Raw genomic sequence first — 14319 nt, forward strand, 5'->3', positions numbered from 1 at the left:
ATGTCCGGCCCCAATGCCAGCCTGATGGTCCCCGGCCTACGCCGGAACATGGTGACGATCTGCGCCATGACCGCGACCATCATGCAGGCGCTGGACACCACCATCGCCAACGTCGCCTTGCCCTACATGCAGGGCTCACTGTCGGCCTCGCAGGACCAGATCAACTGGGTCTTGACCTCCTACATCGTCGCCGCCGCGATCATGACGGCGCCGGTCGGCTGGATCGCCAACCGCTTCGGCCGCAAGCGCATCTTCATCATCTGCGCCGCCGGCTTCACCTTCGCATCCGTGCTGTGCGGCTTGGCGCAGGACATCAACCAGATGGTGCTGTTCCGTCTGCTGCAAGGCGTGTTCGGCGCGGCCCTGGTGCCGCTGTCGCAATCGGTCATGCTCGATTATTACACGCTCCAGGAACGCGCCAAGGCGATGTCGATCTGGGGCATGGGCGTGATGATGGGCCCGATCATGGGCCCCTCCCTCGGCGCCTGGCTGACCGAGACCTATTCCTGGCACTGGGTGTTCTTCGTCAATTTGCCGTTCGGCGCCATCACCGTGCTCGGCCTGATCGTCTTCATGGACGAGACCCGGAAGGATATCAGCCTCAAGTTCGACTGGTTCGGCTTCGCCGCGCTGGCGCTCGCGATCGGCTCGCTTCAGCTCGCGCTGGACCGGGGCGAGCAATTGGGCTGGCTCGAATCCAACGAGATTATCGCGGAGTTCATCGTCTCGGCCGTCGCCTTCTACTTCTTCCTCGCGCACTCCTTCACGACGTCGACGCCGTTCATCCGTTTCGCGCTGTTCAAGGACCGCAACTTCGTCACCGGCTGTATGTTCATGGTCGTGATGGGGCTCGTGCTGTTCTCGACCATGGCGCTGGCCTCGCCCTACATGCAGAACGTGATCGGCTATCCCATCATCACCGCCGGCCTGCTGCTGGCGAGCCGCGGCTTCGGTACCTTCTTCGCCATGATGCTGGTTGGCCGCATGATGCGTTATTTCGAGGCACGCACGCTGATCATCACCGGCCTGACGCTGACCGCGGGCTCGCTGTTCCAGATGACCGGGTGGACCGACCTGACCCAGGTGCCGGAGATCGTCACCGTCAGCGTCATCCAGGGCTTTGGCTTCGGCCTCGTCTTCGTGCCGCTCTCGACGGTGGCGTTCCTGACCTTGTCGAACGAGCTGCGTACTGACGGCACCGCGATGCTGACCCTGATGCGCAACGTCGCGAGCTCGGTCGGCATCTCCGTCGTCATCGCCGAGCTGACGCAGGGAACGCGACGGACCTACGCGATCCTGTCCGAATACATCAACCCGTTCAACCACGCACTCCAGATGCCCAGCGTCAGCGGCATGATCGATCTCTCCACCGACGCCGGCCGCGCCATGGCCGACAGAATGGTCAGCGTGCAGGCCCAGATCATCGCATTTGCGCACGACTATATGCTGGTGATGATCTTCATCCTCTGCACCATCCCGCTCGCGTTGCTGATCGGCTCGACCAAGGCCACGCTGCGCAAGCAGGCCGCGGGGCCGGAACATGCGGTGATGGAGTAGCCACAGGTGTCATGCCCCGGCTTGACCGGGGCATTCAGTACGCCGCAGCTTCTCCGAATCCCACAACCGTCTCTGGAATACTGGGTCGCCCGGTCAAGCCGGGCAACGACAGCGAACAGGTGGCACGAGCTTCTACAACAACTCCTCGCAGCCCAAATCGTCCACCGCCATCATCACCCGCTCCAGATTATTCCACCAGATCAACGGCGGGATGTTGATGCTCCACTGCCAGACCGGCTTGGTGATGTGCCAGAGCACGGACCAACGGTAGTCGCGATCGAGCGCACCTCGCGTGTAGCCCGTGATGCCGCTTTCGATCAGCGTGTCATGATAGAAATTGAGCAGCGAGCGTTCGAGCGCCTGCCGTCGCTCCGGGTACCATTGCATCGCCATCATGTAGGCGAGATCGTTGGTCGGGACGTCGATGCCCCACAGGTCGAAATCGAAGATGCGCGCGGTATCGGCGACACCGGTGCGGGGCAGCAGGAAATTCCAGCTATGGGCATCACCATGGGTGATGCTGAGATGACGGCGCGAATGATAGCGCTCGGATAGCCGGGCCGACTGATCGATGAGGCGACGGTAGATGAGGCGTCGCTCCTCGCTGAGACGGTCACCGAGCAAATCGGCAAAGCGGTCGTAATGACCCGCGAACGCCTCCATGTGCTGCGTGCTGTCTTCGGTGCTCGCCCAGCTGCCGACGGTCTCGCCGAGATCGGGATGGTCCCACCAGGCCGCATGCCAGCGCGCCAGCGTCGTGACGATCGCGATCGCCTGCTCGCGTGACGGCGGCAGCGGCCATTGCGTTGCGACCTCGTGGCTGTCGGTGAGATCCTCGAGCAGCAGGTGCCAGGCGAGGCGTTCTTCGTCGAAATGCGCGTCGAAGCAGCGCGGCACCAATCCCAGCGGCATCTTCGGCGCAGGCTGCGTGTAGTACGCCACCTCGTGCCGGCCGGCATTGGCGAGCGTCTGCGCAAACGCGGAATGGCGGTCTTCAGGATCAGCGATTGCGGCGCACCGGCGGATTCCCCGACATAGCGCAGGCCGAGGCGGACGATGTGTGACACGACGGTGTCACGCTGATGCAGCACCTTCACCTCGCGCACGGCGCCAGCGTCCAGCACGCCACCCCTGCGCAGCGCAGCCGTCAGTTGGGCGGGCTCAACGACCGCCGGCAGTTGTGGAGGTGTCATGACCAAGATGCCCCTGTCCCGCGCAATACTGCACGATCACGACCCCACGCACCAGCCGCAGACCCGGCGCCCGGCTCAAGCCGCTGCGGTCGAGTCGCGCACGGTCCGGACGACGACCGACCGCAGCGATTCCAGGTTGGCCGCCATGCCCGCAATCGCCTGCCTCACCTCCGTGGCGCGCTCGTCCACCGAGGCGGCGTCGCGGCTGACATTGGCGATCTTGGCCGAGACCTCCTTCGCAGCGGATGCCGATTCGGAAATCGACCGCGCGATCTCCCGCGTTGCGGAGTCCTGCTCCTCCATCGCCGCCGCGACCGAGGTCGCCACGCCGTCGATCTCGACGATGTGGCCTCCCATCGTCTCGACGGCATCGACCGCGGCCTGGGTCGAGGCCTGAACCTCGGCGATCAGCCGCCCGATCTCTTCGGTGGATTTGGCGGTCTGGTCGGACAGGGATTTCACTTCGGCCGCAACCACCGCAAAGCCGCGGCCGGCCTCGCCGGCTCGCGCGGCCTCGATCGTGGCATTGAGCGCCAGGAGGTTGGTCTGGCCGGCGATGCCGCCAATGAGGTCGGAGACCTCCGCAATCTTTTTCACCGCGCCCGCCAGCGCCTGGATGGTCGAACGCGCCTGCTCGCGGCCGGCGACCGCCGATTTCGTGACCGTGCTGGTCCGCGCCACCTGGGTTGCGATGTCCCGGATCGAGGCACTCAGTTGTTCGGCCGCGGCCGAGACGGTCTGCGAGCTGCCCAGCGCCTGGGTGGACGCCGAGGCCACCGCCTGCGACTCCGCGGACAGCGACCGGGCGATCTCGGACAGGCTGGAGGCGGCCCGTTCGACGCCCTGGCTTGCCACGCTCGCGGAATCGACCGAGCGGCCGGTCTCGCGCTCGACGGTCTCGGCCATCTGGTGCAGGGCGCCGCGCTTGGCAATCGCGGCCTCCTGCTCCTTCCGCAACTGCTCCTCGCGCAGGCGCGAATTCTCGATCGCCCCCTGCTTGAACACCTGGAGCGCACCCGCCATCGAGCCGACCTCGTCCTGGCGGTGCGCGAACGGGATGTCGGCGGCGAGGTCGCCGGTCGCAAGCTTCTGCATTGTGTCCGTCATGCGCACGATCGGGCGCACCACGCCAAGCGCGACGCCGAGCAGGCCTGCGGCAATGAGGGCCAGGACGGCTGCGGAGACGCCGAGGAGAAAGTAGAGGATCGAGCTGTCGCGCTCGGCGGCCAGCTTCTCCATGTCGGCATTCTGCTTGTTGGCGCTCTCGACGATGCTGTCGATGACGGCGCGGTGCGCGGTGTAGGCGTCCTTGAGCTGCGCATAGGCGCGTTCGGCGCCGGCCACGTCCTTGGCTTTGAGGGCCGGCAGGAGCTGGTCGGACAAGAGCTTCCAGAATTTCTGCACCTCGGCGTCGGATTTCGACACCAGCGCCGTCTTCAGATCGGTGGAGAGGCTGGAGGTGGTCCAGAATGCCTTGCGCTCGTCGTAATCCTTGCGGAGCTGGACCAGGCGTTCGCCATGGGCCGACAGTTGGTCCGGCTCGCGCATGGCGAGCGTGGCCTCGAGATAGGCTTCGATCACATATTCGGGCGGCGGCAGGATGTCCGCGATGAGGTCGTTGCCGAGCTTGATGTCGGAATAAAGCGGACCGCCGACCTTGAGCTCGCGCAGGGCGTAAAGGCTGGTCGAGACGACGGCAGTAAAGCCGATGGCGAGCACGATCCCGAATGCAATGACTGCAGAAGAAAGCGAGAGACGAATTTTCATGAAACAATCCAATGGCGCAGGTCGAAATCCGAACGGACCCTAAACAACTGCGGTAAACACGGGATTGCTTCGCGCGGAAATTGTATCCCGCGGGCACCGGAAAATTACGAAAAGAGGACGTCAGTCGGTCGTTTTTGAGTCAGCGAGACCGACTCGGGGCACGAACAGAGACGTCTCAGGCCCGATGAAACGCAGCAACCAGCTCAGTTGCGCTGGATGAGAAACGCATGGCGGCTGTCGATATCGCCGCCACGCGTTGCTGCCTCACATGTCGAAGAAGACCGTCTCGTCGTCGCCCTGAAGCCGCAGGTCGAGCCGATAGACCGCCTTCCCCGCCTCGCGCGTCGCGATCAGCGTCGCGCGGCGATCGGCCGGCACCAGTCCCAGCACGGGATCGGCGGCATTGCCGGCCTCGTCGCTGAAATAGATACGGGTGTAGAGATGCCGCAGCATGCCGCGGCCGAACACCGCAAGCACGATGTGCGGCGCCTGTGGCTTGCCGTCGGGATCGGGCACCGCGCCCGGCTTGACGGTGTCGAAGGAATAATTGCCGTCCTTGTCGGTGCCGCAGCGGGCAAAGCCGCGGAAGCTGGCATTGGGCAGCGCGCGCTTGTCCTGGGGGTCGGCGAAGCGGCCCTGCGCATCCGCCTGCCAGATCTCCAGCATGACGTCGGGCACCACGACGCCGTCGCCGTCGAACACGCGGCCTTCGATGCGGACGCGATCCCCGGTGACGTCGGGCGTCAGCGTCGAGTTGGTGAACGCGTCGTTCCAGGCGTATTCGCCGGTCGGCGTCAGGCCGTATTTGAAGAACGGACCGACGGTCTGCGATGGGGTAATACCGTTGTCCTGCACTTAAGTGTTCTCCATTGGCGTGGCGTTCTTGCCGCGCAGCACGATGTCAAAGCGGTAGCACAGCGCCCATTCGGGCTGCGTGTTCTCGAGGTCGAATGACGACACCATCCGCGCCCGCGCCTTCTCGTCCGGCACCGAGTTGAAGATCGGGTCGAACGGGAACAGCGGGTCAGCAGGGAAGTACATCTGCGTCACGAGCCGCGTGACGAAGGAATGGCCGAACACCGACAGATGGATATGCGCGGGACGCCAGGCGTTGTGGTGATTGCCCCAGGGATAGGCGCCAGGCTTGATGGTGACGAAACGGTAGTAGCCGTCGGCATCGCTCACGGTGCGGCCCGCGCCGGTGAAGTTCGGATCGAGCGGCGCCGGGTGCTGGTCGCGGACATGGACGTAGCGGCCGCAGGAATTGGCCTGCCAGATCTCGACCAGCGAATTCGGCACGCCGCGGCCGTCCTCGTCGCGCACATGGCCGTGCACGATGATGCGCTCGCCGATCGGCTCGCCGGTATGCTGGGTGGTGAGATCGGCATCGCCCTCGCGCACGGTCTCGTGGCCGTAGACCGGGCCGGTCAATTCCGACAGCGTGTGCCGCATCGGGATCAAGGGCTTGTTCGGCGCGCGCTTGATCGAGCTCTTGTATTCGGGCGACAGCGGCAGCGGATGCGCCTTGTTGCTATCGACGGGATAGATGAATGTCATTGGCGAACTCCTCCCCGGCCATTTTGCTCCGGCCGGTCAACGCTTCCCCCGATCATTATAGAACATAACTAATCTAGGGAAGCGGGTTTGGCAGGTGTCCTGCGCCGGCAGGACCACGCTATTTGATCGGCGGACGCGGCAGCACGGCCTCACCGGCCTCCAGCCGGTAGGTGTGGTCGAGCGAATACCAGGGGGTCGGGACGTCTCGTGCGGTCGGATGCGGCGTGTCGTGGCGCTGGAACTTGCCGATCAGTGCCTGCGTCACCCCGAACTGCACGTCGCTGTCGATATGCGGGTCGGCGGGGTCGTAGACCTGCGAGATCAGCACCTTGAATCCGGGCTTGAAGATCAGGGCGTGCAAATGCGCGGGACGATAGGGATGCCGGCTCTGCGCCTCGAGCAGGCGGCCGACCACGCCGTCGGTCGGGATGGGGTAGCCGACCATCATCACCGAGCGGAAGGCGAAGCGTCCGTCCTGGTCGGTCGTGAACTTGCCGCGCAGGTTCATGTCGGCCTGATCAGGGTCCTGGTTCTCGTAGAGGCCGACCGGCGAGGCGTGCCAGACATCGACCTCCGCACCGGCGACGGGACGGCCGTCCCCGTCGACGACGCGGGCGCTGACGAACAGCGGCGCGCCGGGCGTCTCCGAGCGCACGATCGAGCCGCCATTCTCGACCCGCGGCGAGTTCAGCCGCCAGAACGGGCCGAGCAGCGACTGATCGGTTTCGGTATTGCCCTGATCGCCGTTGTTGAGCAGGCACACCAGCGGCGAGACGCCGAGCGAGCCCGCCATCAGCACGACTTCGTTGTGCGTGTCGGTCGTGAGCTTGCCGAGTTCGGCCACGATCGCGGTCGCGTCCCGGAACTCCTTCTCGGTCAGGCGGACATCGCGGACGAAGGCGTGCAGATGCTTGACCAGGGAGACCATGATCTGGCGCAGCCGCGGATCGGACGTCCGCTCCATCACCGCCAGTGCAGCGGCCGTGACGTCCTGCTCGCGCTCGATGATCATGCTCGTCTCCGGATTACCCGTCATTCCGGGCGCGAGTGAAACGAACGAGCCCGGAATCTTCGCCTCTCCCCGCAAGCGGGGAGAGGGAGAGGAGAAAGCTCAGTTCAGCTTCTCGATCGCAACGGCAACGCCCTGGCCAACGCCAACGCACATCGTGGCCAGCGCGAGCTTGCCGCCGCGCTTTTCCATGCCGTGGACGGCGGTGAGCGCGAGGCGCGCGCCGCTCATGCCGAGGGGATGGCCGAGCGCGATGGCGCCGCCATGCGGATTGACGAAATCGGCATCGTCGGCAACGCCGAGCTGGCGCATGCAGGCGATGCCTTGCGAGGCGAAGGCCTCGTTGAGCTCGATCAGGTCGAAATCGCTGATCTTCTTGCCGAGGCGTTCCATCAGCTTGCGGGTCGCCGGCACCGGGCCGATGCCCATGATGCGCGGCGGCACGCCGGCCGAGGCGAGGCCGAGGATGCGGGCGCGCGGGGTGAGGCCATGCTTCTTCACGGCGGCTTCGGAGGCCAGGATCATCGCGGCCGCGCCGTCATTGACGCCGGAGGCGTTGCCGGCGGTCACAGTGCCGGGATTGCGCACAATCGGCTTCAGTTTTGCCAGGCCTTCCAGCGTGGTCTCCGGGCGCGGGTGCTCGTCCTTGTCGACCGTAATCGGGCCGGCCTTGCCGCCGGGGATGGTGATCGGCGTGATTTCCTCGGCGAAATAACCCGCCGCGATCGCCGCGCCTGCGCGCTGCTGCGAGCGGATCGCGAAGGCGTCCTGGTCGGCGCGCGAGACCTGGAATTCCTCGGCGACGTTCTCGCCGGTCTCCGGCATGGCGTCGACGCCATATTGCGCCTTCAACAGCGGATTGATGAAACGCCAGCCGATGGTGGTGTCAAAAATCTCGGCGGAGCGCGAGAAGGCTTCCTGCGCCTTGCCCATCACGAAGGGCGCGCGGGTCATGGATTCGACGCCACCGGCAATCGCAAGCTCGATCTCGCCGGAACGGATGGCGCGGCCGGCCGCACCGACCGCGTCGAGGCCGGAGGCGCAGAGCCGGTTCAGGGTCTGGCCGGGAACCGAATCCGGCAGGCCCGCAAGCAGCAGCGCCATGCGCGCGACGTTGCGGTTGTCCTCGCCGGCCTGGTTGGCGCAGCCGAAGAAGACTTCGTCGACCTGTGCCCAATCGAGATTGGGATGCTTGGCCATCAGCGCCTTGATCGGGGCCGCCGCGAGGTCGTCGGCGCGCACCTTGGCGAGCGAGCCGCCGAAACGGCCGATCGGGGTCCGCACGGCATCGCAGATAAAGACGTCACGCATCGTTGTTCTCCCTGAATGCCGCGGTCCGGCCCAAATTCTTCAATGTCCGCGGAGTTTTAGGAGGGCGCCCGCGGCAGGTCAATTGACGGTTTCTTGCTTGTTCCGAGGGGGGCGCACGCTGCCAATGCATGCCGTGGTGCGGACAACGTGGAAAACCTCCCCTCGCCGGCCAAACCGGTAGGAGCAGGAGGCGAAATTTTGTAGGTTGCGCCGCCCATGACAATGCAACAGCCGATACCTGTGCCGCCCCCTGACGAAGCGCCCACGCCGCCGGCGGAAGCCATCGCGCGCGTCACGCCGATGATGGAACAGTACCTTGAGATCAAGGCGGCGCATCAGGGCCTGCTGCTGTTCTACCGGATGGGCGACTTCTACGAGCTGTTCTTCGAGGATGCCGAGATCGCCTCGAAGACGCTCGGCATCGTGCTGACCAAGCGCGGCAAGCATCAGGGCGCCGACATCCCGATGTGCGGCGTGCCGGTCGAGCGTTCCGAGGATTATCTGCATCGCCTGATCAGCGCCGGCCACCGCGTCGCGGTGTGCGAGCAGACCGAGGATCCCGCCGCCGCCAAAGCACGCGGCAACAAGAGCGTTGTGCGCCGTGGCGTGGTGCGGCTGGTTACGCCGGGCACGCTGACCGAGGACACGCTGTTAGACGCGCGCGCCAACAATTATCTGCTGGCGATCGCGCGCGCCCGCGCCTCCGGCGGCGGCGACCGCTTCGGTCTTGCCTGGATCGACATCTCGACCGCCGAATTCACGGTGATGGAATGCTCTAGCGGTGAGCTCGCCGCGACGCTGGCGCGCATCAATCCGAACGAGGCGATCGTCACCGACGCGCTCTACAATGACAGCGAGCTCGGACAGACCTTGCGCGAGCTGCCGGCGGTGACCCCGCTGACCCGCGACGTCTTCGACGGCGCCACCGCCGAGAAGCGGCTGTGCGATTATTTCGCCGTCGCGACCATGGACGGGCTGGCGCAACTGACGCGGCTGGAAGCGACCGCCGCAGCCGCCGCCGTCACCTATGTCGACCGCACCCAGGTCGGCAAGCATCCGCCGCTGTCGCCGCCCGCGCGCGAGGCCTCGGGCGCGACCATGGCGATCGACCCCGCCACCCGCGCCAATCTCGAGCTGACGCGAACGCTCGCGGGCGAACGCCGCGGCTCGCTGCTCGACGCGATCGACTGCACGGTGACCTCGGCCGGCTCGCGCCTGCTGGCGCAGCGGCTGGCAGCGCCGCTGACGGACGCGCCCGCAATCGCGCGGCGGCTCGATGCCGTCAGCGCCTTCGTTGCGGACTCCGCTGCGCGCGAAGACATCCGCAGCATCCTGCGCGGCGCGCCCGACATGTCGCGGGCGCTGGCCCGTCTTTCGGTCGGCCGCGGCGGACCGCGCGACCTCGCCGGCCTGCGCGACGGCATCATCGCCGCCGACCAGGTGCTGATGCGCCTCGGCGAGCTCGACCAGCCGCCGCATGAGATCGCGGTGGTGATGGCGGCCCTGCAGCGTCCGTCGCGCGAGCTCGCCGCTGAATTCGCAAGTGCCCTCGATGACCAGCTGCCGCTGATCAAGCGCGACGGCGGCTTCGTGCGTCAGGGCTACGAACCCGCGCTCGACGAAACGCGAAGCCTGCGCGATGCCTCGCGCCTCGTGGTGGCCTCGATGCAGGCGCGCTACGCCGACCATACCGGCGTCAAGGGCCTCAAGATCCGGCACAACAACGTGCTCGGCTATTTCGTCGAGGTCACCGCGCAGCACGGCGACAAGCTGATGTCCGCGCCGCTGAATGCGACCTTCATCCATCGCCAGACGCTGGCGGGCCAGGTGCGCTTCACCACCTCGGAGCTCGGCGAGATCGAGGCCAAGATCGCCAATGCCGGCGACCGAGCGCTCGGGCTCGAGCTCGAGATCTTCGAGCGGCTGTCCGCGAAGGCGCTTGATATCAGCGACGATCTGCGCGCCGCCGCCCATGCCTTCGCGCTGCTCGACGTCGCGACCTCGCTGGCCAAGCTCGCGGTCGACGACAATTATGTGCGGCCGGACGTGGATGACTCCCTCGGCTTTGCGATCGAGGCGGGCCGCCATCCCGTCGTCGAGCAGGCCTTGAAGCGCAATGGCGAGCCATTCATTGCCAATGCCTGCGATCTCTCGCCAACACCGGCGCAAAAATCCGGCCAGCTCTGGCTGCTGACCGGTCCCAACATGGCCGGTAAATCGACCTTCCTGCGCCAGAACGCGCTGATCGCGCTGCTGGCGCAGATCGGAAGCTTCGTGCCGGCCTCGCGCGCGCGGATCGGCATCATCGATCGCCTGTTCTCGCGCGTCGGCGCCGCCGACGATCTCGCGCGCGGCCGCTCCACCTTCATGGTGGAGATGGTCGAGACCGCAGCGATCCTGAACCAGGCCGGCGAGCGCGCGCTCGTGATCCTCGACGAGATCGGCCGCGGCACCGCGACGTTCGACGGCCTCTCCATCGCCTGGGCCGCGATCGAGCATCTGCACGAGAGCAACCGCTGCCGCACGCTGTTCGCCACGCACTATCACGAGCTGACCGCGCTCTCGGCAAAACTGCCGCGCATGTTCAACGCGACGGTGCGGGTGAAGGAATGGCAGGGCAATGTCGTGTTCCTGCACGAAGTGCTGCCGGGCTCGGCCGACCGCTCCTACGGCATCCAGGTCGCCAAGCTCGCAGGCCTGCCGCCAGCAGTGATCACGCGCGCCAAATCCGTGCTGGCGAAACTCGAAGCCCAGGACCGCGGCCAGACCGCCCGCGCGCTTGCCGACGACCTCCCGCTGTTCGCGGTGCCCTCACGCGCCGCCGCCGAAGCCGCACCGCCGACCGAGGCCGAGCTATTGATCGACGCTGTGAAGGCGCTCCACCCGGACGAGATGTCGCCGCGCGAGGCGTTGGATGCGCTCTATGCGTTGAAGGCCAAGCTGCCGAAGCAGTGACGATGCCGTAGAGTGGGCAAAGCGCAGCGTGCCCACCATTCAACGACCAATTCGCGGGAAGATGGTGGGCACGGCGCGCGAAGAGCGCGCCTTTGCCCACCCTACGACTTCTGCGCGCTTGGCTACGCCCTTGCCGCCATCGCAGCAGCTTCCGCGGCGGCGCGCTGCATGCTCGTCGACATCTCGTTCGTGACCGTGCTCTGCTCCTCGACGGCAGCGGCTGTCGAAGTGACGTATTCGCTGACGTTGTTGATGGCCTGCTTGATCGAGCCGAGCGCGCTGACGACGTCGCCGGAGATGCCGTTGAGGCTGCCGATCTCCTGGCCGATCTTGTCGGTCGCCTGTCTCGCCTGATTGGCGAGGCTCTTCACCTCGGAAGCGACCACCGCGAAGCCGCGGCCAGCCTCGCCGGCGCGCGCCGATTCGATCGTGGCGTTGAGCGCGAGCAGGTTGATCTGACTGGTAATGCTGTTGATCATCTCGATGATGCCGCTCATCGCCTTCGCCGCCTCGGTCAGCCGCTGCGCCTGCGCGTCGGCAGAGGCAACCTGCTCCACCGCGCTCATCGCGGTCTCGCGGGACTTGGTCATCGCTTCGGAGATCTCGCGCACCGACGCGTTCAGCTCCTCCGAGCCTGCGGCGACCGATTCCATCATGCCGCGGACGCGCTCATTGCCCATGCGGACCAGCACCTGCCGCGTGGTGTCAGTGGCGTATTTCACGACCTTGAACGGCTTGCCGTTGAGATCGAGGATCGGGTTGTAGGAGGCCTGGATGTAGACCTCCTTGCCGCCCTTGCCGATGCGCTTGTATTCAGCCGCCTGGTACTGGCCGCGATTGAGCGTGGCCCAGAACTCGCGATAGGCAGCGCCGTCGCGCTCCGATGGCTCGACGAACATGCTGTGATGCTTGCCCTTGATCTCGGTCAGCGAATAGCCGAGCGTGCCGAGAAAATTGGCATTGGCGGTGATGATCGTGCCGTCCATGTTGAATTCGATCACGGCCTGCGCCTTGTCGATCGCCGAGATCTGACCAGCGAGGTCGGCGTTCTTTAGCTTCTCCGCGGTGACGTCGGTCGCAAATTTGGCAACGCCGAACGGCTTGCCGTTCTCGTCGAGCAGCGGGTTATAAGAGGCGAGGATCCAGACCTCGCGGCCGCCCTTGCCGATACGTTTGTATTCGCCCGCCTGGTATTCACCGCGGTTGAGCCTGGCCCAGAATTCGCGATAGGCCGCGCTGTCGCGCTCAGCGGGGGCTACGAACAGGCTGTGATGCTTGCCCTCGATCTCGGCCAGCGAATAGCCGAGCGCCTGGCAGAAATTCTGGTTCGCAGTCACGATAGTGCCGTCGAGCTTGAACTCGATGACGGCCTGGGCGCGGCCGATGGCGGACACCTTGGAGGCTTCCGTCATGGCATTGATCTTCTTCGCGGTGATATCGGTCGCGATCTTCACGACCTTGACTGGCTTGCCGCCGCCGTCAAGCACGGGATTATACGACGCCTCGATCCAGATCTCGCGACCGCCCTTTGCAATCCGCTTGAACTCCGCGGCCTGGAACTCGCCGCTCTTCAACGCGGACCAGAACGCCTTGTACGCCGCGCCGCCTCGCTGATCGGCGGGCACGAACATGGAGTGATGCTTTCCCTTGATCTCCTCCAGCCCATAGCCCAGGGCCTTCAGGAAATTCTCGTTCGCGGTGAGGATGGTGCCATCCAGTGCAAATTCGATCGTCGCCTGCGAACGGCCGATGGCGTCGAGCTGTGCCTGGGCATTTCCATGGGAATTACGACCAAACATCAAAACATCTCCGGAATGGATCGCATGGTGCCGCAGCGCAACGCGCCTCAAAGACAGGCGAGCGGACGCCCTCGGACAGACCGAGCGTTGGAATATGACTAGCTGTGAACTATGTGGGTCCGTTCACGCGTACAGAGGACCCGCCTTGATGCCCATGTCCGCCCAAACGCGGAAACGACAACCGACGAGTAGCTTTACGGGGAATGCACCAAATTTAGATTAATGCACCTATCGGAATCGGGCAGCCCATCTCCGAAGAAATACGGAGTGATGGAACCGAAAATGGCCGGCGGAAGAAACGGCCGAAACGCGAATTAGCAACGATCAAATCGATACTTAGCGACGTCGCGACATGAACGGATTGCGGCCCCGCGCGCGCTTTTCCGCGCGACTACCGTCCAGGATGCTGCCCCATTAACGCAACGCCTTCCGGCGGCCGTCAGCGGCCCGCCCTGGCAAACGGCTCGATCAGCTTCAAGGTGGCGGCGAGGCGGATGCTGCGCTTGCCGGCGAGCGCGATCGCTTCCATGTCGGCGCCCTTGTCATCGCAGTGGCCGGAGAAGCCGATGCCCACCTCATAGCCACCGAACAAGGGATGCTCGCTCTTTGCCAGCGTGTGTTCCTGATTGACGAATTCACCTTTCCAGCGACCGTTCGCCGAAGAATAGGCGCCGAGATAATAGAAGAAGGCATCGCCGCCGAGGATCCGGCCGTCGCGCAGCAACATCACGCCGGTATGGCCACCGGTAATTCCATCCAGCATCCGGATGTCGATCGAATAGAGTCCGCTGACGATGCCGCCTTCGCCGACCGCACCGGGTGGGGGAACGTCATCGTCGCCGAGCGGCGTCATCACGGCGCGAAACACCGAGGCGTCCTCGACCACTTCTCCCTCGAAGCGGTAGAGCTTGCCCTGCGGTCGACCGCGAATGCTGATTGTGACGGCGTCGGAACTGACCAGCGACCTGTGCTGCGGCGACCGGCTGTGGCGCTTCGTCCGGAGCCTGGCGACGATTTCGCCGTCCACAATCTCGTAGGTGCCGAAGTGCGCGAAGGCCGTGTTGCCGCCAAGCATTTTCCCGGCATGGGCGTACAGCACGCTGCGGCCGGAGCCGTCGTTGATATCGTATTCGACCTTGTACAATCCCTCCACCGCACGCCCCGATCTTGC

Annotated in this window: 9 protein-coding genes and 1 pseudogene; 2 read left to right on the plus strand and 8 right to left on the minus strand. The window is 65.3% G+C overall.

Translation table 11 applies throughout. The features are described 5' to 3' along the window. Positions 1 to 1557, plus strand: coding sequence for an MDR family MFS transporter (locus tag ABIA90_RS29940; protein WP_354119039.1), 1557 nt, complete (start codon positions 1 to 3; stop codon positions 1555 to 1557). Positions 1558 to 1689: 132 nt separating this feature from the next. Here the strand turns inward: ABIA90_RS29940 and ABIA90_RS29945 are convergent. The 6 genes and pseudogenes from ABIA90_RS29945 to pcaF form a co-directional block, all read right to left on the minus strand. Further along, a pseudogene (locus tag ABIA90_RS29945) lies at positions 1690 to 2777 on the minus strand (phosphotransferase). Positions 2778 to 2825: 48 nt separating this feature from the next. Next, on the minus strand, positions 2826 to 4517 hold the full coding sequence (locus ABIA90_RS29950) for a methyl-accepting chemotaxis protein (protein WP_354119040.1): 1692 nt from the start codon (positions 4515 to 4517) through the stop codon (positions 2826 to 2828). Positions 4518 to 4781: 264 nt separating this feature from the next. Next, entirely contained in the window at positions 4782 to 5372 is a 591-nt protein-coding gene (gene pcaG, locus ABIA90_RS29955) for a protocatechuate 3,4-dioxygenase subunit alpha (RefSeq protein WP_071909018.1), read from the minus strand. Further along, entirely contained in the window at positions 5373 to 6074 is a 702-nt protein-coding gene (gene pcaH / locus ABIA90_RS29960) for a protocatechuate 3,4-dioxygenase subunit beta (protein WP_208083641.1), read from the minus strand. A 118-nt stretch (positions 6075 to 6192) separates the two neighbouring features. Continuing rightward, complete coding sequence (locus ABIA90_RS29965; RefSeq protein ID WP_354119041.1) at positions 6193 to 7086, minus strand: dioxygenase family protein; 894 nt, start codon at positions 7084 to 7086, stop codon at positions 6193 to 6195. 99 nt (positions 7087 to 7185) lie between these two features. Then, positions 7186 to 8394, minus strand: a complete 1209-nt coding sequence (pcaF, locus tag ABIA90_RS29970; RefSeq protein WP_027542154.1) for a 3-oxoadipyl-CoA thiolase — start codon at positions 8392 to 8394, stop codon at positions 7186 to 7188. 216 nt (positions 8395 to 8610) lie between these two features. Here pcaF and mutS point away from each other — a divergent pair, with 216 nt between their 5' ends. Then, positions 8611 to 11349, plus strand: coding sequence for a DNA mismatch repair protein MutS (mutS, locus tag ABIA90_RS29975; protein WP_354119042.1), 2739 nt, complete (start codon positions 8611 to 8613; stop codon positions 11347 to 11349). A 122-nt stretch (positions 11350 to 11471) separates the two neighbouring features. On the opposite strand, the gene ABIA90_RS29980 is transcribed toward mutS, so the two are convergent. Together ABIA90_RS29980 and ABIA90_RS29985 are read right to left on the minus strand one after the other, a co-directional pair. Then, positions 11472 to 13148: a methyl-accepting chemotaxis protein gene (locus tag ABIA90_RS29980; protein WP_354119043.1), complete on the minus strand. Its 1677-nt coding sequence runs from the start codon at positions 13146 to 13148 to the stop codon at positions 11472 to 11474. A gap of 439 nt (positions 13149 to 13587) precedes the next feature. Continuing rightward, complete coding sequence (locus ABIA90_RS29985; RefSeq protein WP_354113298.1) at positions 13588 to 14301, minus strand: GrlR family regulatory protein; 714 nt, start codon at positions 14299 to 14301, stop codon at positions 13588 to 13590. Between the last annotated feature and the right edge of the window lie 18 nt (positions 14302 to 14319).

This window comes from Bradyrhizobium sp. LA6.8 (assembly GCF_040547935.1).
Taxonomy (GTDB): Bacteria; Pseudomonadota; Alphaproteobacteria; order Rhizobiales; family Xanthobacteraceae; genus Bradyrhizobium; species Bradyrhizobium barranii.

Bases quoted from the DNA above. Each gene is read 5' to 3' on its own strand.
- ABIA90_RS29965 (WP_354119041.1), bottom strand. From the start codon at position 7,086: ATGATCATCGAGCGCGAGCAGGACGTCACGGCCGCTGCACTGGCGGTG.
- pcaH (WP_208083641.1), bottom strand. From the start codon at position 6,074: ATGACATTCATCTATCCCGTCGATAGCAACAAGGCGCATCCGCTGCCG.
- pcaF (WP_027542154.1), bottom strand. From the start codon at position 8,394: ATGCGTGACGTCTTTATCTGCGATGCCGTGCGGACCCCGATCGGCCGT.
- ABIA90_RS29940 (WP_354119039.1), top strand. From the start codon at position 1: ATGTCCGGCCCCAATGCCAGCCTGATGGTCCCCGGCCTACGCCGGAAC.
- ABIA90_RS29980 (WP_354119043.1), bottom strand. From the start codon at position 13,148: ATGTTTGGTCGTAATTCCCATGGAAATGCCCAGGCACAGCTCGACGCC.
- mutS (WP_354119042.1), top strand. From the start codon at position 8,611: ATGACAATGCAACAGCCGATACCTGTGCCGCCCCCTGACGAAGCGCCC.
- ABIA90_RS29950 (WP_354119040.1), bottom strand. From the start codon at position 4,517: ATGAAAATTCGTCTCTCGCTTTCTTCTGCAGTCATTGCATTCGGGATC.